The sequence below is a fragment of the Microcoleus sp. S13C4 genome, assembly GCF_036700865.1.
Taxonomy (GTDB): Bacteria; Cyanobacteriota; Cyanobacteriia; order Cyanobacteriales; family Microcoleaceae; genus Microcoleus.
In genome coordinates, this window is the sequence record NZ_JAUBPS010000003.1 from 148,343 (window position 1) to 170,189 (window position 21,847).

Genomic DNA, 21,847 nt, shown 5'->3' on the forward strand with positions numbered 1-21,847 from the left:
GGCCGGCTGCGGGCTGCTGTCTCTGTCTCTGTCTCGGAAATTGTTGCGGGCCGGCTGCGGGCTGCTGTCTCTGTCTCTGTCTCGGAAATTGTTGCGGGCCGGCTGCGGGCTGCTGTCTCTGTCTCGGAAATTGTTGCGGGCCGGCTGCGGGCTGCTGTCTCTGTCTTGGTAATAATTGCCCCGGGATTCCTGCGGGCTGCTGTCTCTGTCTTGGAAAGTATTATTTCTGCGAAGGGATGGTTGGCCGTCGGAATCGACTCTGCGTTTGAAAATTGCTCTCACGGGCATTTCTCGCGATTGCGGGGCGAAGGTTGATCGCTTCTGAGGCGCGTCTACTCCGCGAGTGTCGGGACGGGGCTTGCGTTCAAAGCGGGGAGAGGATGGTTGTGAGTCCTGACGGCGGCCTTCGCTTTGGAATGGCTTGCTGTCGGAATTTGATCGCGAGGAGTTTGGTCGGGTAAATTTTCTCATTGGTTTCTTGTGGTCAAAACGTTTTGGCTGAAGGCTAATCGATTGTAGATTGTAGATGTGAGATTCTTGATTGAGGGAGCAATCTTGGGGCTTTGAGATTTTAGATATTCTAGGGAGGGAGCAAGGATTTTGCTGTGTTCAAATTGCTAGTTAATAACTGATAAATCCTGTTTTGCCGATCGCGATTTTTGCGGTTTTATTTTAGCCGTGCAAGGATGGTTAATTAATCCCTCCCCATTCCCAAATTTTAACTGCTAAATCCTTTAAGTCTCAAGATCTAAAAGTGCCAGAAGTTCGGTCAATCTTTCGGGATCGGTGAGATACAAATATCCGACCAAGGTTTCTAAGCTGCTGGCTTGTTGGTATATCTCTGGATCTGCTCGCTTAGAACGGCCCGCTGCAGCATTGCGGCCGCGCTTGACAATTGCTAATTCTGTACTGTTCAAGTAAGGAGAGAGCGATCGCAAATGACGCGCTTGAGTTTCGGCTCGTACTTGCCCCACCACTAATTCGTGATAAGCTTGCAATTTTTTGGGTGGCACTAAGTACGAACTCCGAACGTAGAGTTCGTACACTGCATCTCCCAAATATGCCCAGGCTGCGGGCGAAATTCTTTCTATTTCTGCTGGTGTAGCCCTCGCAGGATGCACTCGATTTAAACTGATATCCGTCAGACTCAGTTTGAGCCCGTCATCTGCGATCGGCGACATACTTTTTTAAATAAAACTTCCGCACAGCTTGGTTTTTCTAGTCACTTACTTATTGCGTCTTTCGTTACTTCAGCAATTATAGCTTTCCCAGGAGTGTTCGCTGTCAGATCACGAAGCGAGATATATAGGCAAAGCTTGGCGCGACGATCGCACTCCTAAAAAAGGCTTTTTACCAAATCGCGATGCTCTAATTTTTATACCATTTTTCCGCGTGTTTGCCACACATATTTTACTTCCCCTCCACCGAAACTCTAAGCATTGGGAAAATAGCGGCTGGCGCGTGTCGCAGCTTCTGGGAAAATCGGTATTGTTTTACCAGCACAAAAATAAAAATTTGCTATCCAGCGTTGAGAACCGGATAGCTAATTTAATTCACTTTGGCGTCAAGCATCCTTGACGTTTTTTACCGCCTCATCAACCGAAGGCTGCAAAGACAAAAATTTCTCTAAGCGAACCAGTTTAACCGTCTGAGTTACGCGGGGATTTGAGACAATTTGCAATGTCCCTTCCAAGGTTTGGGCTTTTTTGACAAGTTGCACAAGTGCGCCCAAGCCTGAACTATCCACAAAGTCTATCTGAGACAAGTCCAAAATTACGTGTTTTGGGCCCTCGTCAATACATTTGCTTATTACCTTCCGAAAAGTGGCCTCAGAAAAAGCGTCCAGCAGGCCCGTCAGGCGAAATAACTGACAGTTATTCCTGACTTCGCGAGTGCCTCTGAGGCTAACGGTCAGGGTCAATGACTCAGGAATGACACCCTCCTAGCTAGATATGGCTTAAAGTCGAGGCTTCATTATAGGAGTTTTTTGGTTTTTTGTCTACAGTTTTTTTTTTCAGTGGTTTTTAGTTTTTTTGAGTCAGCAGTCAACGGTTAATGACTGCTGACTGCTGACTATTTACTGCTGGCTACTTTCTGATTGTCTCGCATTGACTGGACGAATCGATCGAATAAATAGTCGGCGTCGTGCGGGCCTGGACTGGCTTCTGGGTGGTACTGGACTGAGAACAGTGGCAGAGTTTTATGTTTCAATCCGGCTACGGTGCGATCGTTCAAATTGAGATGAGTAATCTCTACTTCCGGGGCTAGGGAATCGGGGTCGATCGCAAAACCATGATTTTGGCTAGTAATTTCTATTTGCTCAGTTAAACCCGCTGGATGATTCAATCCCCGGTGGCCGAACTTAAGTTTAAAAGTTTCTGCACCCAAGGAAAGTCCCAAAATTTGGTGTCCCATGCAGATGCCGAATACGGGTTTGTCCGACTTTAACAAAGCTTTCGCAGTCGCGATCCCTTCCGTTACCGCCGCCGGATCTCCCGGGCCGTTGGACAGAAAAATGCCGTCGGGGTTGTATTTGAGGATTTCCTCCGGCGACGTGTCAGCGGGGACAACGATGACCCGACACCCGTAACTCGCCAGACGCCGCAGGATGTTGCGCTTGATCCCAAAGTCTAGCGCTACCACCGTCCACATTTGGCCGTTAGCAGGTTTGACTGTAGGACTGAACTCCCAAACCGAGTCCGTGGCTTCAGACCACTCGTAAACCTCGCGAGTGGTGACTTCCTGAACCAGATTCAGCCCGTCCATACTGGGGGCATCTTGCACTTGCTCCAAAAGTTCCGCCTGGTCGAGAATCGTGGTCGAAATGCCACCGTTGATCGCTCCCACCGTGCGAATTTTGCGAGTGAGGGCGCGGGTGTCGATCCCATAAATTCCGGGGACATCGTACTGTTTCAGATAGTCTTGCAGAGATTGCGAGCAGCGCCAGTTGCTGGGGCGGCTGCACACGTTCCGGGCGATCGCACCTCGAATTTGCGGGCGCGAGGATTCTTCGTCTTCGAGATTTACCCCGGTATTGCCCAATTCTGGATAAGTAAAAGTTACTATTTGACCGCAATAGCTGGGATCGGTCAATACTTCTTGGTAGCCCGTCATTCCCGTATTAAATACTACCTCGCCAACGACGGTGGCGTCAGCGCCAAACGACCAGCCGCGGTAAGCAGTACCGTCAGCCAGGACTAGGAGAGCGGGTTGTGCAGTTGAAAGTGACATGACATCCTTAATTACTTTCGTTTGGTTTAATTCTTACCACTGCCAGGGATTTGATGCTAGTCGGCAATATACAGATATTATTTTAATTTGTGCAAGGCTTCGGAAAAGCAAGGCACTTATGCCGGAAGCCCGATGCCGGAGGCACTCATGCCACAGGTAATCAAAAAGCAGCAATAAGTGCAAATTCTCGATCTGCCCCCGCGCCAGCAATTTATCTGCCAGCAGCTTAGGCGGCGGGCGGAAATTCTATATCTATACCAAAAGGCAGTTGTCGCTGTTACGATCGAGCTACAGCGTTTAACGAAACTATGGCTAGTAAATCTCCCTTGCCTTTACTCTCAAACTTATACAAGCATCTAGTGAACTCTCAAAAACTGTGCAAACCGTTACTGGTTGTAACAACAGCTATTTCTCTGAGCAGTTCAATTTTAATAGGGACTGTTGCCAACTCCTCGCCCGCAGTGGCTCAAGAAAGTGAGGGATGCTTCATGCGGAGCTCGTCAGGCCGAACCCTCAACCTCAGCCAATCAGTCTGCGGTTTTCTCCCCAAAGAATTGACTCCCGCCACTTCGCCCGCAGCAAAGTCGGGAGTGTTTCAGGCAAAAATCAAACGCCGAGAGGCTAATATCCCAGTCATAGAAGTCACATTTAACGGCAAACAAAAGTTCGAGATGATGGTAGATTCTGGAGCTAGTGGCACAGTAATTACACCAGCAATGGCTAAAGCCTTGAGCCTTGTTCTCCAGGGAACAGTGCAAGCACAAACTCCCAACGGCGTGGCTACTTTTCCCCTCGGTCGTTTGACTTCTATTGAAGCCGGGGGTCTGGCGGTTAATAATGTAGTTGTCGCAGTCTCCCCGTCGCTAGATATCGGACTATTGGGTCACGATTTTTTTGGTAATAAAGACATAACGATTAAGCAAGATGTGATTGAATTTCGATCGCGCTCTTAAACAGAGGGTTGAAGGAAGAAGGATTTTTTTTACTAACCAACAAGAAGAGAAGAGAGAAAAAAGTTTCCCAACTTGAAAAACTATGAATGCAGAAGGCTGAGTTTTAGACGGTTTGATCGGGAAGATTTTGGCATTCTAAATTTTTCTTTACTTCTTCCCTCTTCCTTCTTCCCTCTTCCTTCTTCCTTCTTCCTTCTTCCCTCTTCCTTCTTCCTTCATTTCAAAAACTCAATCAACTGCTGCAACTTCAACCAAGATTCGCCGCTCAATAAAATGTCCTTAGCCATAGAAACTCCTGCTGCGTGAGAACCCATAGGAATTGCACCTCCCACCTGAAAAGCCAAAGACGCATTCAAAGCTACAACATCCATTTGTGCGGGCGTACCTTTGCCTTGCAAAACGTTCCGCAAAATCTCGGCGTTTTCCTCAACATTTCCGCCTTTTAACGAGCCGATCGCACTTGGTGTCAATCCTACCTTTTGGGGGTCTAAAGTAGTGAGTTCCACTTTGCCATCCGACAAAACCGCCAAATCAGTCACATCTCCCAAACCCGCCTCGTCCAATTTTTCTCTGCCGTGAACGACTACAGCTAACTCAGTCCCCAACTCGCCCAAAGCTTGAGCAATAGTTGATACCAAACTAGGATCGAACACCCCAATTACCTGCCCTGTAGGGCGCATAGGATTGACAAGGGGCCCTAATAGGTTAAAAATAGTCCGCACCTTCAAAGTGCGCCGGAGCGACGCTACAACCTTAAGTGCGGGATGCCACCCAGGGGCAAATAAAAAGCTGATGCCCACGGAGTCTACCGCAGATCTTACCTTCACGGAATCGGCGTTGAGGTTGACTCCGAGTGCTTCCAACACGTCAGCAGAACCCACTTTGCTCGATGCGGAGCGATTTCCGTGTTTCGCAACTCGAACTTTGCCGGCGGCGGCCACAAAAGCTACAGCAGTGGAAATGTTAAACGTGGATGCGCCGTCGCCGCCTGTGCCGCAAGTATCAATTAATTTGAGATTGGAGATTGGAGATTGGGAATTGAAAACGCTCTCCGCCTCACCTGCAAGCGACTGAGAATGCAATACCTGAGCCATTCCTACCAATTCTGGCGCCGAGATGCCTTTGGCTTGGATGGCCGCTAAAATTGCTCCTGAGAGGACGGGGGGAATAACTTCGGCTAGCCATCCCTGCATCAAGTCGGCTGCTTGGGCGCGTGAGAGAGATTGTCTGTCTAATACTTGTTGCAGGAGGGCTGGCCACACAGGAGAATCCGCCGTCTGGGTTGAAGCTGGGGCTAACTCTGGCGTTGCTAAGAGAGGAGAATCTGTCATTTATTAGTTCTAGTCAAATTTAGCCCGATCGAGCTTTGCGGCCAAACCGAGAATCGATCGGGATTTTACCAGACTTGCCGACCACATTTTGCGCGATCGAACCCAGATTTTTGCCCAAATGCCAGCACCGCTACAGAATTTTTCCCCCGGCAGCAGCAGAATATGAATTTTTTGATACAACAATTACCCTATTGTTGTGCCAACTTTACATACAAACCCCTGATCGTATAACTGCCAGCAGTCTGCTGTATTATCTATCAGCAATAATACTTAACAGTAACTCAGAGCACCCAAAGACCGATAAAAGTTTCCGACAAAAGTTGTGGAGAGCAAAAAACTTTAGACATTAGGGAGCCCCAGATTCATCTGTGGAGTCAATTCTTGAATCTCAAATCTCAAATCTCAAATCGACTGAGAGCAAGGAGAGCGAGCATTTAGCTATTGCAGGCGGGTTTGTTGCCTCGCGTAATAGTCGATCGTACTCTCACCCAAATCCTAAAAATAGGCTCTTGCGGTTGTAGAAGTCGCTTTTTTGTAACAGCACCCTTGCTACTAACTTATTTCAGGGTATTCAACTGCTAATATATTCAGGGATATTTCAAGGAGCAGGTTTTGCTAGAACACCTGCACTGCCGGTTGATCGAGGTGCCAATGCGATCGTGACCGCCACTCAAGCCTCAAATAAATACCCGAACAACTAAACTTTCTGCAGCAACCACTAACAACTAACAGCCCAGTAGGACAGATGAATAAACACACTCGTCTCCGGCTGCGACACACCATCTTTCAGCCTAACTAACGGCTCAAATTTAACAGGCGGTAGACCAAAAATATTCAACTCACAAACAAGAGCAGGGTATTCAAAAGTGGGAAATCAAAAAGTAGGAAATAAAGCGATAGAATGCCTGAATGTCGCGGAGGCACTGCACCAAATGGAAGCAAAATATTATAGTATGTTTGAAAATGCTGTGTCGGGTATTTTTCAAACAACCCAATCCGGTCGCTACATCAGCGCTAACCCAGCTTTGGCTCGCATCTATGGATATAATTCTGCCGAAGAATTGATGGCTTGTCTGACTGATATTAGCGATCAGCTTTACGTCAATCCCGATCGCCGCGATCAGTTTGTTTATGCTTTGCAAGAACAGGGCATCGTATCGGATTTTGAGTCGCAGATTTATCGCCGAGACGGAACAATAATTTGGATCGCTGAAAATGCCCGGGCTGTCTGCGATGAAGCGGGTAAATTGCTCTACTACGAAGGTTTTGTAGAAGATATCACCCAGCGCAAGCAAGCAGAATCTGCACTTCGAGAAAGCGAAGAACGCCTGCGCTTAATAATTGAAGGCGTTAAGGATTATGCTATATTTATGTTAGCTCCTGATGGGTATGTAGCTAGCTGGAATTCGGGTGCAGAACGAATTTTTGGATATAGAGCGCATGAAATAGTCGGCAATAATTCGGAGTGTTTTTTCACCAAAGAAGATCTTAAAATCGGCAAGCCCCAAGAAAAATTAATCAGGGCGCTGGCAGAAGGTCGATACGAAAATGAAGGCTGGCGGCTTCGCAAAGACGGAACGCGATTTTGGGCGAATATTATTGTTACTCCTTTGCGCGATGAAAGGGGAAAGTTGCAGGGCTTTTCTCAAGTAATGCAGGATATTACCGAGTCAAAGCGGGCGGCAGAGGAAAAGATGCAGTTGATTGCTTCTTTGCAGGCGTCAGAAAAAAAGTTTCGCACTTTGTACGAATCGACGACTGATGCGGTAATGTTGCTAGACGAACAGGGTTTTTTGGATTGCAATCCGGCTACTTTAAAGTTATTTGGATGCAGCACTGAATCGGAGTTTTGCGGCAAGCATCCTTCGGACTTCAGCCCGCCGTTGCAAGCGGACGGACAAGATTCTCTGAGTCTTTATCAAGAGCGAGTTAATACGGCTGTGCGATCGGGAAATTGCCGTTTTGACTGGCGGCACTGCCGTTTGGATGGTTCTGAGTTTCCGGCAGAAGTGCTGCTAACTTCTATGGATATCGGCGGCAAAATGGGGCTGCAAGGCGTGGTGCGCGATATCACTTATCGGGTGCAGGCGGAGGAGACCCTGAAGCAGGCTAATGAGGTATTGGAATGCCGGGTTAAAGAGCGGACAAGTCAGTTGGAAGAGGCTATTAAAAAGTTGAGGTTATCGGAAGAAAAATTTTCTAAAGCTTTTCGGTCGAGTCCCGATCCGATGATTATTACTACTTTTGATGAGGGTCGTTTTATTGAAGTTAATGATAGTTTCTTGTCGATGACTGGTTACGATTTAGAAGAAACTACCTGGAATACAGTACCGGGGTTAAATATTTGGGTAAGGCCTGAAGACCGACTGAATTTTAGGCGAAGTTTGCACGAACAAGGTGTTGTTCGCAATCAGGAGTGCGAGTTTCGGATGAAGTCGGGATCGGTGGTGGTGTGTTTGCTGTCAGCGGAATTGATTAATTTGGACGGCGAACTCTGTATGCTGGCGGTGATGACGGATATTACCGATCGCAAACACGCCGAAGAAGCCCTACGGGAAAGCCAGCGGGCCCTGGCGACGCTGATGAGCAATTTGCCGGGAATGGCCTACCGTTTTCGCAACGATGCCGATCGCAGTATGGAGTTTGTCAGCGAAGGTTGCTATCAGTTAGCCGGCTATTCTCCTGAAGAATTTATAGGGACTCGGGAAGTTTCTATCTCGGAATTGACTCACCCGGACGATCGTGATAATTTGTGGAATGCCGTGCAAGTTGCCTTGCAAGAAAATCGACCGTATCAGCTAAATTACCGAATTACTTCTAAAAATGGCGAATTAAAATGGGTTTGGGAGCAAGGTTTGGGAGTGTTTTCCGACTCGGGAGAATTGATAGCTTTGGAAGGGTTAATTACTGATATTTCCGAGCAGAAACGCAGTGAAGAAGCTTTGCTGCGATCGCAAACAGAGTTAACCCAACAAAAACTTCAACTCGAAAATACTTTGCATGAATTGCAGCAAACTCAAGCCTTATTAATCCATACTGAAAAAATGTCTACTCTCGGTCAAATGGTAGCTGGTGTTGCTCACGAAATTAACAATCCCGTTAGCAGCGTCTGTGGCAATCTCGTCCACGTCGGCCACTACACGGAAGATTTGCTGAATTTGCTCGATATGTACCAGCAGCATTGCCCGCAGCCGCCGGCAGCAATTCAAAATCAAATTAAGGATATCGAATTAGAGTTTCTGCTAGAAGATTTGCCGAAAGCGATGTCTTCGATGCAGGTAGGGGCCGATCGCATTCGGGAAATCGTGCGATCGCTAAGAAATTTCTCCCGCAAAGATGATTCTCAAATGAGCAAAGTTAACCTGCACGAAGGGATTGAAGGAACGCTGCTGATCCTGCAAAGCCGTCTGAAAGCCAGAGGCAACTATCCCGAAATTGCGGTAATTAAGGACTATGGAAATTTGCCTTTGGTTGAGTGTTATGCCGGGAAAGTCAATCAGGTATTTATGAATTTGATCGGAAATGCGATCGACGCGATCGAGGAATACAACGAAGGGCGTTCCGTTGCCGAAGTTAAAGCTAACCGCAGCAAGATTAAAATTAGGACAGAAGTCCAAAACTCCCATGCTGTAATTAGGATTTCGGACAACGGCCCCGGTATGCCAGAGGAAGTTTGCCAGCAGTTATTCGAGGCTTTTTTTACCACCAAACCCGCTGGCAAAGGCACCGGTTTAGGCCTGTCAATTTCCTACAAAGTTGTCCAAGAACACGGTGGCAAACTTAGCTGCGTGTCTGCACCGGGCCACGGAGCCGAGTTTATCATAGAATTGCCGATGGAACAACCGATCAAACAATCCTAAAGTGCGATCGGGGCGATCGCATCGGACTCACGAGTCGCGGTTTCTAGTGAGGACTAAAGTTCTCATAAAACTCGCCCTGACTAAAGCGGTAAGGTGCCGTGGATATGGCTCCCTACATAGAGAAGTTTTGCTTATGTTCTGTATTGCTGAAACCCTGGCTTTTATCACAACTCAAATTACTGCCCGCACTTACCATTGCTAATGATTGAGAAAGCCACTAATAATACTGGTACTTACTGTTTAAGAATGGTTAACATTGAACTACCTGATTGTTTCTGTGCCCTTTATTTGACATTTTGGGATAAAATGCAAGGGCTAGTTGAGAATGGTGCAAGATTTGAGATATAACTAACTATTTTTGACAAGGACTAAAAGATTGTCGGTGAAAGACAGATACACCGCAGCGTTCCAAAGCCAATTTATGTTTTGGTGTTCCATATCCCTTGTTATTTGTCAAGTCATATTCAGGATACTTAACAGCCAAACGTACTATTAATTCATCGCGCCAAACTTTGGCCACAATACTAGCAGCAGCAATCTGAATCGATCGCGCATCACCCTTGATCATCGTCTCTTGCGCGATCGCCAAATTGGGAATCTTTTGATTCCCGTCAACCAAACACAAATTCGGCGTTACCTTCAACTTCAAAATCGCCCGTTTCATCGCCAACAAAGAAGCCTGCAAAATATTGAGACGATCGATCTCCCGCACCGAAGCCACACCAATTTGACAGTCAACAGCCACAGCCCGGATTTTCATAGCTAACCGACTCCGGGCTGTGGCACTCAACTGCTTGCTGTCGCGCACCCCGCAACTTGCTAATTCAGCGAGAACTTCGTCGGGCAAAATGCAGGCAGCAGCCACCACCGGCCCGAACAAAGCGCCTCGTCCGACTTCATCCACACCCGCAATTACCAGAGCGTTCGAGGGAGAGGGGGAAAGGGGAAGATGGAAAGATGGGAAGAGAGTAAAAATTTCTACTTCTTCCTTCTTCCCTCTTCCCTCTGACTTCTTCCTTCTTCCCTCTGACTTCATATCACTCATCCACAACGGCTGACGAGCGGCGGCGGCGGCGGCGGTTGATAGCAGGCTCCTCGGGTTCGCTGGGTTCGATCGGCTCCTGGGATTCGATCGGCTCATTGAGTTTGATCGGCTCCTGGAATTCGATCGGCTCATTGGATGCGATCGGCTCATTGAGTTCGATCGGCTCATTGAGTTCGATCGGCTCATTGGATTCGATCGGCTCATTGACTTCGATCGGTTCATAGGATTCGCCCATCACATCGCTGGGTTCCTCAATCTGATCAAAATCATCAGTTTCGTCGATCAAACTCTCGCCATAAATTTGGGCCTCATCATCCTCATCCTCAGAAAAAACAGGCTCAACTACCGACCTTTCAGGATAATAATCCCGTTCCTCAACATTCTGTGCAGGCGTCGTCGCTTCAAATTCAAATTCGAGCTGCTCGAAAGGCGGCTTGTTCGGGGCCGCTCCGGGGAGAGTCACCGAAACGATCGCATTCTTAGGATTTTTCACGCTGCGATCTGTAAGCACCAAAGGAGAAACCCCCATCAGCGCATAAACATCCTGCTCCTCCGCCGTCATTTCCACCGAAATCACCTCCGGAGGCTCCACCATCGGCTTCATCAACTCAGACTTAGCCGGACGCACGCGCTCGAAATCCTCGCGCCTGCCCACAGTCGCCATATTCACCAGCCCGAAGCCCTCCGAAGCAGCCCGGATGCCGGGAGGGGCCAGATACTCAGAGCGCGTATCCGCCACGGGCGCAGTTGGAGTATTTGGCAGCCGCAACTTGCTGCGTACCGGTTCCTCCTCCACCGGGAGGGCAAAAGGCTCTTCACCAATCCGGCGGCGGCGGCGCCGTCTGGTTCCGTTCCCCAAATCCTGATAACTGGGATGGTTGAGCAAGTCCAAAGGCGAGGCATTGCTGCCGGTCTCAAAATCCAAACTTTCGCTCTGAGGTTCCCAAGCAGCCCGAGCAGGTTCGGGGGGGCGTTCTTCCCGCACCGGGGCAGGAGTTGCAGCCGCCACAGGCGTCAAGCTGCGACGTTCCAATCCTTCGGGCAAATTCAACAAAACGCGGTTCGAGGTAGCAACAGTGCGATCGCTCGATTCCCGCACCGCTGCTGCAAAGTCTTCTTCCCCAGGGAGTTGCACCAGATGACCCAACCCGCTGCAAGTAGGACAACTGTGGCCGAACAACTCGTAAATATTTTGACCTTGGCGCTTGCGAGTCAGTTCTACCAGTCCCAATTCCGACAGTTGAGCGATTTGTGGCCGAGCTTTGTCAGCTTTGAGAGCTTTATTGAAATGTTCCAGCACCTGCAACTGATCGCGGCGGGACTCCATGTCAATAAAGTCAACAATAATCACCCCGGCAATATTGCGTAACCGCAGTTGTCTAGCAATTTCCGTTGCTGCTTCACAATTTGTCCACAGTACTGTTTCCCGAGCCGTCGCCGATCGAGTAAACGAGCCAGAGTTGACATCGATCACCGTCAGCGCCTCAGTCGGCTCGATAATCACATAACCGCCCGAAGGCAAATCCACCCTCGGTCTGAGGGCTTCTCGAATCGCAGCGTTAACGCGGAAAAATTCTAAAATCGAGGCGCGCTCTCGGTGGTGGTCTATCAAAACTCCCGCAGGAAGTTTACCGCCGTTCCAGCTCATCAACTGCTGCTTCACCCGCTTAATTCCATTTTGCGAGTCCACCACAATCCGATTCACGTCACCGCTGAACATATCTCGCAGCACCCGCTGGATAAAATCGTCATCCCGGTTGAGCAGTGCCGGCGCCCGCGAGGTACCGCCTTCGAGTTGAACTGCTTCCCACTGTTTTTGCAGCACTTCCAAATCTTCCATGATGGCTTCTTCAGTCATCCCTTCAGCTTCGGTGCGTACCAGCAGCCCCATCCCGGCAGGTTTCACCAAAATAGCCAGGGCTCTGAGGCGGTTGCGCTCGGCTTCCGACTTGATCCGCCGCGAGAGATTGACTCCCCTGCCGTAGGGCATCAGTACCAAATAGCGGCCCGGCAGGGTAATGTTGCCTGTTAGCCGGGGGCCTTTGCTGCCCGTCGGTTCTTTCATTACCTGTACCACCACTTTCTGCTGGGGGGTCAGGAGTTCTGTAATTGCTCCTGCCGAGCGTTTAAGGCGCAGCGGGCCGAGGTCTGTTACGTGCATGAACCCGTTACGTTCTGGATCGCCAATGTTAACGAATGCCGCATCTATCCCAGGGAGTACATTTTCAACAATTCCCAAGTAAATGTCACTGACTTGGTGGCTGCCTGTGGCTACCACAAGTTCTTGGATTTGATCTTCTGAAAAGACGGCAGCAATGCGATGCTGCTCTGCTATAACTATCTGCTTTGTCATTCAATTTCCTCAAAAAACTGGCAGCAAGTTAGAGACACTTACGCACAACAGTGCCTCTGACTTAGACTGTAATTAGTAGTAGCTTGAAGAGTTATTAGCTGTGAGTTGGTGCAGGGTGGAAGGAAAGTTAACTGTTGACCGTTCACTGTTAACAGTTAACTGTTGAGTATTAACAGTTAACTGTTACAGATAAAGTAGTTAAACCCGCCCGTACAGAGTTATGAGTTATGCTCAGCAGATAAATCTGCGAGAGAGAAATAAGGAGGCTTTTATCGAGTTAGCACTATTGAGATTTGAGTTGAGAATTGCGAAATCAATACTCAAAATTCAACACTTACAACTCTTCCTTTGAACTCAGCGAATAAATTCATTGACACCGTACCAATTTCTTAACACACAACTTAACACTACGAACTGATAACTCCGCTTGCGTGGTGGTTGAGGGCTGGTTTTGAGCGAAAGTAGGTAGGAGTGAAAGCGCCTAGATTTTTGTTGAATTCTTGCGCGATCGCACTCAACACACCCCAGTTTGGCATTCGACTGCAACCTCCGCCCCTGCCAACCCTAAAACCTTGTCAGTCGATTTTAGATTTTAGATTTTAGATTTTAGATTTTAGATTTACTCCACAGATGAATCTGGGAGATTGAACTTTAGTCTAAAATCTAAAATTTTTGGTTTTCCACGACTTAAGTCGGGGGCTTATCTGCGTTTTTTGACGGGTCAGCCGATTTTAGATTTTAGATTTTAGATTTACTCCACAGATGAATCTGGGAGATGGAACTTTAGTCTAAAATCTAAAATTTTTGGTTTTCCACGACTTAAGTGGATTTTAGATTTTAAATTTTAGATTTTAGATTTACTCCACAGATGAATCTGGGAGCTGGAACTTTAATCTAAAATCTAAAATTTTTGGTTCTCCACGACTTAAGTCGGGGGCTTATCTCCGTTTTTTGACCCGTCCAAAAAATCTATTGTTGAATACCCGCTCTGCGGTTTGAACCGTGAGATTTTTGAATAAGCCGACCACCGACAACCAGTCGATTGATCGAAATTAATCGCTAAATTTGGTTCAGACCCCGCTCCTGCGGGTTTGGCGCTAGATTTAGCCCGTGAATGTACAACAAAAAGGCTTGAAGTCTTGAACAGAAGCAATTTGCACCCAGCCCGCGTTGCTGGTTGACGAGGGCGGCGAGCGACTAAAGCGCTCGAGCCACCGCGGCTTCCATAACAAGCGATTATAGCGTGAAACGACACATCCCGATCGAGAGCCGAAGGTGAAATATTCCACTCTTAGCTTCCCTATTTTAACCATAACCCAGGATTAGCTGACTACGCTCAACCTGGAGAAGCTGAATTTCCTGCTGACTGACTTGTTCGAGCATGAACACAATATGTTCTGGCTTTAGCAAGTTGCCGTCGCTGCGACAACTGCCGGTAAAGCGCAAGACGGCTCTATCTTTAGATGTACCACCAGAGGCCCAGGAGCTGTTTTCGGATTTCTGCTCTACAAGTTCTAGTTTGTGCAGCCGATCACGCAAATTGACATCCTGCGTCTTTCCCGACTTAGTAGTATGCACCCGCCAAAAAGCCTCGGTTTCGGCGATCGTCTTGACCCAAGCTTCCCAGTTGGCATCAGGAGCCACGGAGACAGGAGCAGCATTTTCCCGGTCTAATGCGCCATTTTCTGTCAACGACCCTGCGGAGGCCACAGTAATTACGTACTCCGCTGCTTCTAATAACTGACTAGCAGAAGGAGCCTTGAGATCGATCGACTCAACCTTGTAAATCGGAATATTTTCCGGCAGCTTAGCGGCCAACTTTTCCCGAAAACTCTCAATATCGATCGACTCAGTTAGCTCAAAGTCGGCAATTTCCCCAGTGCTGCTAACACCCAGAGGCAGAGCATTTGCCAGAGAAATCCGAGGGCTCGGGTGAAACCCGCCGGTAAACGAAATCGGCAAATCGGCTCTGCGGACTACTCGATCGAACAATCGAATCAAATCCAAATGACCAACCAAAGCCATATCGCCCACCTTCCCGAACCAAACCCGCAAACGCTGTTTCCGCTCCGTATTCGGGACAAACTCCCCAGCAAACTCAGGAATTGGCAGCGCATCCACAACCACATTGTGTCCGAAATCGGTGCCGCAAACCCCGCAGCGCGAACACCCTTCAAAGGAACAGTCGGGAACCGTCGCTGCTTCTAAAGCCTTTTGCAAGTCAATTTTCAGCCAGTTTTTGTCGATTCCCGTATCTAAGTGATCCCAAGGCAGGGCCTGATCGAGAGAGAGGGGGAGAGAGGGGGAGGGGGAGAGGGGGAGATCCGGAGAATTGGGAAAATCTTCCTTGATTTCTCTTCCTTCTTCCTTCTTCCTTCTTCCTTCTTCCTTGTCAAAAAGATTCCACTCGCCGCTTTCGACTTGGCGGTATTTCCAGCTAAGGCCCGATTCATCGATCGCCTGAGTCCAAGCTTTGTAAGCCTGATCCAAGCTTTCCCACCACGCATCCATACCCGCGCCAAGTTCCCAAGCGCGGCGGACTACAGCCGCCAAACGTCGATCGCCCCGTCCGACAAAATCCTCCATTGCCGAAATCCGCACATCAGTGTAATTCACCTTGACGCCCCGCATTCCCCGAAACTCTCCCTTCAGGAGTTTTTGCTTGCGAGAAAACTCAGCAGTAGAAACCGAGTGCCACTGAAAAGGAGTGTGAGGCTTAGGCGTAAAATTAGAGATTGTCAAGTTAAAAGTCAGTCCCCGCCGGCCATCCAGCCTGCATTCCCGGTGCAGCCAGCGGACTGTTTCGGCGATGCCGAGAACATCAAAATCTGTTTCTCCGGGCAAACCGATCATAAAATACAGCTTGATTTTATCCCAGCCCCGATCGACCGCAGTTTTAACACCCCGGAGCAATTCTTCGTTGGTCAAACCTTTGTTAACGATGTCGCGCATCCGCTGAGTACCAGCTTCCGGCGCAAAAGTCAAACCGCCTTGTCGCGTACCGCCGAGAATGTCGGCAATATTATCGTCAAATCTGTCTACCCGCTGACTGGGTAGAGATAGAGAAATATTTTTATCTTTCAGGCGGTTTTTGATTTCCATCCCCACTGCTGGAAGTGCCAGATAGTCGGAACAACTGAGGGAAAGCAGGGAAAACTCGCTGTGTCCGGTGGCTTGCATCCCCTGTTCGATCGCCTCTACGACTTGCTGCGGTTCCACATCGCGCGCGGGGCGAGTCAGCATTCCCGGCTGACAGAAGCGACAGCCGCGCGTGCATCCCCGGCGGATTTCTACTGTCAGTCTGTCGTGTACTGTCTGGACGTAGGGAACTAGCCCGATCGAATAAGCTGGTATGGGAGTTGCCACGCGGCGCAGAATTCGATCTGGAACTTGCGGGCGGTTGGGATGAACAGAACCGTCGGCCGCCATATCGTAGAATTGCGGGACGTAGACGCCTGGAATTTGCGCTAAATCCAGCAGCAATGCTTCTCGGCTCAAATTATTAGTTTTGCCTTCTGCCAAAATCAAGCCTATTTCTGGCAGCAATTCTTCTCCATCTCCCAAAGCGATGAAGTCAAAAAAGTCAGCGTAGGGTTCGGGATTGGAAGTTGCTGTTTGGCCGCCAGCAAAAATCAGCGGCATTTGACCGTTTTGGGGATTTGTCGCTCTTTCTTGCCAAGTTAGGGGAATGCCAGCTAAATCCAGCATTTCCAGAATGTTTGTTGCTCCGAGTTCGTAGCTGAGGCTGAAGCCCAGAATATCAAATTCTGTGAGCGATCGCCTGGATTCTACCGCAAACAGGGGAGTTTGAGTCGATCTCAGTTTTGCTGCCAAGTCTGGTGCGGGCAAATAAGCTCGATCGCACAACTGTCTCGGCCCTGCGTTCAAAATGTTGTAAAGGATGATGTGCCCCAGATTGGAAGCACCAACTTCATACACTTCTGGGTAAGTGAGCACCCAGCGCACAGAAGCCGCGTCCCAAGGCTTGTGTGCTGCCCCCAATTCGTTTCCCAGATAACGAGCAGGCTGATTAATGTCTGCTGTAAGTAATTCTTCGACTTTTACTGCCACGGCTCGACTCGCTAAATATTTGCGACTCTTAAGCAGCCTACCTTAAAACCTGCCAACACGCCAACGGAAGTCCTTTGTGTTTCGGGCATTTAACCGAATTTACTGGGTTTTGTGGCTTGTTTTCACCGAGGCGGAACCTCTACCAGTGCTGGTTTGTGCAGGAGTTTTCGGCTTCAAAGCTATCGACATTTTCAAATATCTCAAACACTCGATCGAGTTGGCTGAGTTCCAGAATCATCCTAATCCCGGGGGATAGCGAGCAAATACTAAACCTGCGCCCCATTTTTTTCGCCTGCTTCAGGCCCGAAACCAATGCCATCAAACCGGCACTGTCAATAAATTTTACTGCGCCCAAATCTACGAGTACCGCTACCATCCCAGGGGCTGCAATTGCTGTCATTAGTTGCCGTCCGAATTCTCCGGAGGTGGCTGCATTCAGGTGGTCTAGGGGTCGAATCACCGTAATTGGTTTATGGGCAAGAAGTGTCTGCATATGTCAAACCTATGGTTGCTACGTATTTTCAACTACTGTGCTGGACAGGTGTAAGCCTAAACCTACTTGATTACTCTGAGCCTAACTTGATCTGAGGCAAACTGACCCGTTGTTGTCAGTAGTTTTACTGAATCTTTATTTATTGACTCTTTTTTATGAAGTTTTGCGTAAGATTTGGGGAGGAAACGTAAGGTACTATACTATTTTTTATTTATGCCAGCAAGTTGAGTCTTGAGAATTCTAAAAATTGAGATCGACTGTCCCCTGGCTGTTAGATAAAAGTGAATAATGTAATTGAAATCACTTGTTGGTTCTGATTTAGATCACGCGCGCTCTCGACTGTTCAGATAATAATTAAATTGTACGGAGTTCTCCGAGCTACTATGCAAGCAACCTATGCTATTCGTCATCTTGTAGAAAAAGCCCTCTACATTAAGCAGTTGACGCCTGACATTGAAAACGAAATCAACTACGAGCTCACCCGTTTGGGGTACATATCGGATATTGATTATGAGGCTTTAGAGTTATTAATGGATGAAATGGATGCCGGCCGGGTGCAATTGGTATCTAGTCGTTGATAGTTGGAACCTGGCCGCCTGGAAAAATCAAAGAGTGAAACAAAATCCTTGCTGGGCGGGAAATAGAGGAGTGCTATAAGCATTGACCGCGCTACGGTATTTTTCAAGTGAAGCACCGATTTGCTGAACTTGATATTTGAGGATATACTCTTAAGGGCGATCGTCTCTGCACCTGTGATCGAAAGCTAAAAACTTTGACTTAAATTAAATTTATAACTTTTGGGGCTTGACAAATTAGGTTTAATTGTGATTAAAACTCAGACCTAATGAACCACAGATTTTCTGAACTTGATATTTGAGGAGATACTGTTAAGGGCGAGCGTCCCTGCACCTCATACAATTTTAGATTAAAGATTTTAGATTAAAGAATCCAAGAAGTGGGACTACTGATGATTATCGGGGTTTGGAACTTATCAACAGTTGCATTCTTTTGAGAAACTGTTACCGGATGCTACGATCGCTCGAATGGAAGAAAATTGGTTTTTAGTCCCCACATCCTCCTCCAAGTTTGCAAACCCATTAAATCTAAAATCTAAAATCTAAAATCTAAAATCGTTCGATCGCCCTACCAAACTTGCCACCACTGCCACCAACTCCACAGGCTCGATCGGCTTGGACACGTAAATTTGAAAACCTTCCTGCAGCGCCCGTACCCGTTCCTCTACCCTACCAACCGCCGTGAACGCCAACGCCGGAATTTCCCTCTCCACCATCCGCGATCGCACTTGCCACAGCAGAGCCTCTCCATCAGGGGCCTGCATCCCGATATCGATCGCCAACACATCCGGATTCAGCCTTTCAATCGCCGCCAGGGCAGCCATTCCAGAGCTAGCAGTCTCCACCTGGGCCCCGCAATCTTCGAGCACTGTACACGCAAAATCCAGGGAATCCGCGTCGATATCGACCACCAACACTCGCACTCCAGAAAGATTGCTGCTGACAAAAGACTCCTTTACAGGGGCTCGCGCCTTGCTTGGAGGAATCGCCAACTCCCCGAGTGCGGCAACAGAAAATCCGCTGTCGCAATGAAGCTGTTGAATGGGCAATCTCACTAAAAACCTCGATCCTTTTCCCTTCCCGGCCGATTCCGCTTGCACCGTCCCCCCGTGCATTTCCACAAAATGCCGCACTAGGGCCAAACCCAAACCCAATCCGTTGTACGAGCGCCTTATAGAGCTGTCAGCTTGGCTGAACCGCTCGAAAACGTGCGGTAAAAACTCTTCTGAAATCCCTTGTCCCGTGTCGCTGACCTCAATTTCGACACTAGCGGGCGACAATTTTTTATAGCAAGCGGATTCATCAGGGGCAAAAGTCCTCTCCATCTTTCGCACCTCCACCTTTACCTGTCCGCCATCGGGAGTAAACTTAATCGCATTCGACAGCAAATTCCAGGCTACCTGCTGCAAGCGACCAGAATCGGCAAAAATCCGCCCCGCCGTTGGGTCGAAATCCGTTACCATTTCAATATTTTTGGCGGCAATCGCGGGCGCGAGAGTATCGATCGCAGCCTCAACAGTCGAAATCACATCCACCCACCGCAAATTCAGCGACAGTTTGCCGGTAATAATCTGCGACACGTCCAGCAAATCCTCGATCAGAGTTGCCAGCGATCGTGTATTGCGGTCGATCGTTTCCAGAGCCCGAACAGTGGTTTTTTCGTCAAACTTGCGGTTTCGCAGCAGTTGCGCCCATCCCAGCATCGCATTCAGCGGGGTCCGCAATTCGTGGGACAAAGTTCCCAGAAACTCGTCTTTAATCCGGTTCGCCCGCGCCAATTCCTGGGCTCGATCGTGCAGTTCTCTTTCCAACTGCTTGCCAACCGTCAAATCGAGAATAAAAGCCACAGATTCTTGCCGCTTTTGGGGCAACAAAACATATCCGATCAACACCGGAATCCGGCTGCCGTCTCTCCTCCAGAATTCCTTTTCGTAGGGAGTGCAAACTCCCGTTGCTTGTGCCTCTGCAATCCCCTTCTCGTCGAGATGCCTGTACTCCGGGGGCGTGATGTCAATCCAGTTTAATTCCCCGCGCTGCAACTGTTCCCGCGTGTAATTAACTATCCGCAAAAATTCATCGTTTGCCTCGATGATACCGCCGTTGACATCCCCGAAGATAATTCCTATCAAGTTAGCGTCGGCTAACATTCTCAGCTTTTCTTGGCTAGCTTGGAGTGCAGCTTCTGTTTGCTTGCGATCGCTAACGTCTTGGATGTAAGCCGACAAACCAGAATCGGAAGGATAAAAACGCACCTTCAACCACTTATTCCATAACGGCACGAAGTCTTCATGCTCCAACGTTACCTTTTGTGCTAATGCTTTGGCTGCCATTTCGTAAAACGGTAAATCGACAGCCCAGGGAAATATCTCCCAAATTTTTTTACCAATCAATTCTGCTTTTGGTCTGCCTAAAAGCTCAATAGCTTTCTGGTTAACATAGGTATAGTTCCAATTTAAATCTACCGCGATGAAAGCATCAGTAATGCTTTCGAGAATGTTAGTAATTTGATCGTTTGCCAATTGCAGCGCTTTAGCAGTTTCTTCTGCTTGCAACCTCGCTGCTTGTTCGCGCGACAAAGCGGCAGCGCGTTCTTGTTCTGCCAGTTTTCGATCGCTAATATCGATGTAAGAACCGATGTAACCTGCAAAAGTGCGATCGGGCCTATACCTGGGTACGCCCGTACCCAAAACCCAGCGGTATTCCCCGTCATAGCGTCTCAGGCGGCATTCAATTCGGTACTCGCTGCCAGCATCGAAGGCTTTTTGGTAAATATCCCGACATTCTGGCAAGTCATCGGGGTGCAAGCTTTCCATCCAACCAGTGCCCACTTCTTGCGCCAAAGGTCTACCGGTAAACTCCAGCCAAACTTTGTTAAAGTAATCGCCAAGTTGGTCAGCGTCTGACATCCAAATCATCACCGGCGCGGTATCTGCCATAATCCGAAATCGAGCTTCGCTTTCCTGCTGCTTTGCTTCGGCTTGCTTGCGATCGCTGCGTTCTTGAACTTCCCGCAGGGCCCGCTGAATCGAGGGCACCAGGCGCATCAAACGGCGTTTGAGAACATAATCAGTAGCGCCGCTTTTCAAAGTTTCGATCGCCACTTCCTCGCCCAAAGTAGCCGACACAAAAATAAACGGCACTCCCGGACAAGTAGTGTGGGCGATTTCCAGCGCAGCTATCCCATTAAAACAAGGCAGCATATAATCTGCCAAAATAATGTCAAAACTTTGTTTTTCTAGCGCCCCGGCAAAGTCTTCCCGAGTTTCCACACACACCAGAGAAAATTCGAGGTCGCCATCTATTAGATATGCCTCAATCAGTTCGGCATCTAGAGGACTGTCTTCTACTAACAGGATATGCAGCGTTTTCACAAAAATTCCTTTTACTTCAATATTAGTTCTCAGATACACAAAATCCTCGGTCAGCAACTTTTTAAGTACGGTTCAAAAAATTCTTTCGTTTTGAATACAATAAAAAAATGTAAAAATCAATTGGTTTCATAAATTGAGCATTCACATCTCAATCCTAACTTCTAATCAAGTCTTTTACTACTTGCGGCGAGGTGAATCTCCGGTCTGACTTGATTGGCTAGTGTCCTTGCTTTTCCTTAACTTTCGCCTGCTTCCCATCAATTCGCACCGCTGGGGCATTGCTTCTTTGCAGCAGTTTAACCATACCCTGCTGGACAAATAGTCTAGCGCTTCCTGCTAGAAACAACTAGCTATTTAGTAATTTATCTTGCTTGCGACTAGCTACTGCTACCTCGTTTGGCAGATTATTTTTTTTGTAGGAAGCCCGAGTTAGTCCTATATTGCTTTGCCGCTCCTCTCAAGCTCAAATTCGCTTTAATTATGCCGTTATTTCCACCAGTTCGATGACTCCGGTCACAAAAAGTCAAAATTGCTCGTCTGTCTGTTTTACTTTTTGCCGGATTT

At 48.2% G+C, this 21,847-nt stretch carries 14 protein-coding genes and 1 pseudogene; 3 read left to right on the forward strand and 12 right to left on the reverse strand.

The features are described 5' to 3' along the window. The 4 genes and pseudogenes from QT996_RS02925 to carA form a co-directional block, all read right to left on the reverse strand. Window positions 1–471, reverse strand: a pseudogene (locus tag QT996_RS02925) (23S rRNA (guanosine(2251)-2'-O)-methyltransferase RlmB); the annotation flags it as partial. Between the two features lie 263 nt (window positions 472–734). Then, a complete protein-coding gene (locus QT996_RS02930) occupies window positions 735–1,181 on the reverse strand; it encodes a ribonuclease III domain-containing protein (protein ID WP_333044390.1) in 447 nt (148 codons plus the stop codon). A 383-nt stretch (window positions 1,182–1,564) separates the two neighbouring features. Continuing rightward, window positions 1,565–1,921, reverse strand: a complete 357-nt coding sequence (locus QT996_RS02935) for an STAS domain-containing protein (protein WP_015176627.1) — start codon at window positions 1,919–1,921, stop codon at window positions 1,565–1,567. Between the two features lie 152 nt (window positions 1,922–2,073). Beyond that, on the reverse strand, window positions 2,074–3,231 hold the full coding sequence (carA, locus tag QT996_RS02940; RefSeq protein WP_333044393.1) for a glutamine-hydrolyzing carbamoyl-phosphate synthase small subunit: 1,158 nt from the start codon (window positions 3,229–3,231) through the stop codon (window positions 2,074–2,076). A 359-nt stretch (window positions 3,232–3,590) separates the two neighbouring features. Between carA and QT996_RS02945 the strand changes: the two genes are divergently transcribed. Further along, window positions 3,591–4,184, forward strand: coding sequence for a retropepsin-like aspartic protease (locus QT996_RS02945; RefSeq protein WP_333044394.1), 594 nt, complete (start codon window positions 3,591–3,593; stop codon window positions 4,182–4,184). A 215-nt stretch (window positions 4,185–4,399) separates the two neighbouring features. Here the strand turns inward: QT996_RS02945 and trpD are convergent, their stop codons facing one another. Beyond that, window positions 4,400–5,515 carry an anthranilate phosphoribosyltransferase gene (gene trpD / locus QT996_RS02950; RefSeq protein WP_333044395.1) on the reverse strand — a complete coding sequence of 372 codons (1,116 nt, stop codon included), beginning with the start codon at window positions 5,513–5,515 and terminating at the stop codon, window positions 4,400–4,402. A 9-nt stretch (window positions 5,516–5,524) separates the two neighbouring features. Beyond that, complete coding sequence (locus QT996_RS02955) at window positions 5,525–5,698, reverse strand: hypothetical protein (RefSeq protein WP_333044396.1); 174 nt, start codon at window positions 5,696–5,698, stop codon at window positions 5,525–5,527. Window positions 5,699–6,381: 683 nt separating this feature from the next. On the opposite strand from QT996_RS02955, the gene QT996_RS02960 reads away from it, so the two are divergent. After that, a complete protein-coding gene (locus QT996_RS02960) occupies window positions 6,382–9,375 on the forward strand; it encodes a PAS domain S-box protein (protein WP_333044398.1) in 2,994 nt (997 codons plus the stop codon). Between the two features lie 352 nt (window positions 9,376–9,727). On the opposite strand, the gene QT996_RS02965 is transcribed toward QT996_RS02960, so the two are convergent. From QT996_RS02965 to QT996_RS02985, 5 genes are all read right to left on the reverse strand, one after another. Continuing rightward, window positions 9,728–10,411 (reverse strand): ribonuclease HII, encoded by a 684-nt coding sequence (locus QT996_RS02965; protein WP_333044448.1) that lies wholly within the window; start codon window positions 10,409–10,411, stop codon window positions 9,728–9,730. A 1-nt stretch (window position 10,412) separates the two neighbouring features. Continuing rightward, entirely contained in the window at window positions 10,413–12,773 is a 2,361-nt protein-coding gene (locus QT996_RS02970; RefSeq protein WP_333044399.1) for an Rne/Rng family ribonuclease, read from the reverse strand. A 407-nt stretch (window positions 12,774–13,180) separates the two neighbouring features. Beyond that, entirely contained in the window at window positions 13,181–13,309 is a 129-nt protein-coding gene (locus tag QT996_RS02975) for a hypothetical protein (protein ID WP_333044400.1), read from the reverse strand. A 769-nt stretch (window positions 13,310–14,078) separates the two neighbouring features. Further along, window positions 14,079–16,844, reverse strand: coding sequence for a TIGR03960 family B12-binding radical SAM protein (locus QT996_RS02980; RefSeq protein WP_333044402.1), 2,766 nt, complete (start codon window positions 16,842–16,844; stop codon window positions 14,079–14,081). A gap of 139 nt (window positions 16,845–16,983) precedes the next feature. Further along, window positions 16,984–17,337, reverse strand: coding sequence for an STAS domain-containing protein (locus QT996_RS02985; protein WP_333044403.1), 354 nt, complete (start codon window positions 17,335–17,337; stop codon window positions 16,984–16,986). A 383-nt stretch (window positions 17,338–17,720) separates the two neighbouring features. On the opposite strand from QT996_RS02985, the gene QT996_RS02990 reads away from it, so the two are divergent. Further along, window positions 17,721–17,915, forward strand: coding sequence for a hypothetical protein (locus tag QT996_RS02990; protein ID WP_193975465.1), 195 nt, complete (start codon window positions 17,721–17,723; stop codon window positions 17,913–17,915). Window positions 17,916–18,454: 539 nt separating this feature from the next. On the opposite strand, the gene QT996_RS02995 is transcribed toward QT996_RS02990, so the two are convergent. Then, window positions 18,455–21,322 carry a PAS domain S-box protein gene (locus tag QT996_RS02995; protein WP_333044405.1) on the reverse strand — a complete coding sequence of 956 codons (2,868 nt, stop codon included), beginning with the start codon at window positions 21,320–21,322 and terminating at the stop codon, window positions 18,455–18,457. Between the last annotated feature and the right edge of the window lie 525 nt (window positions 21,323–21,847).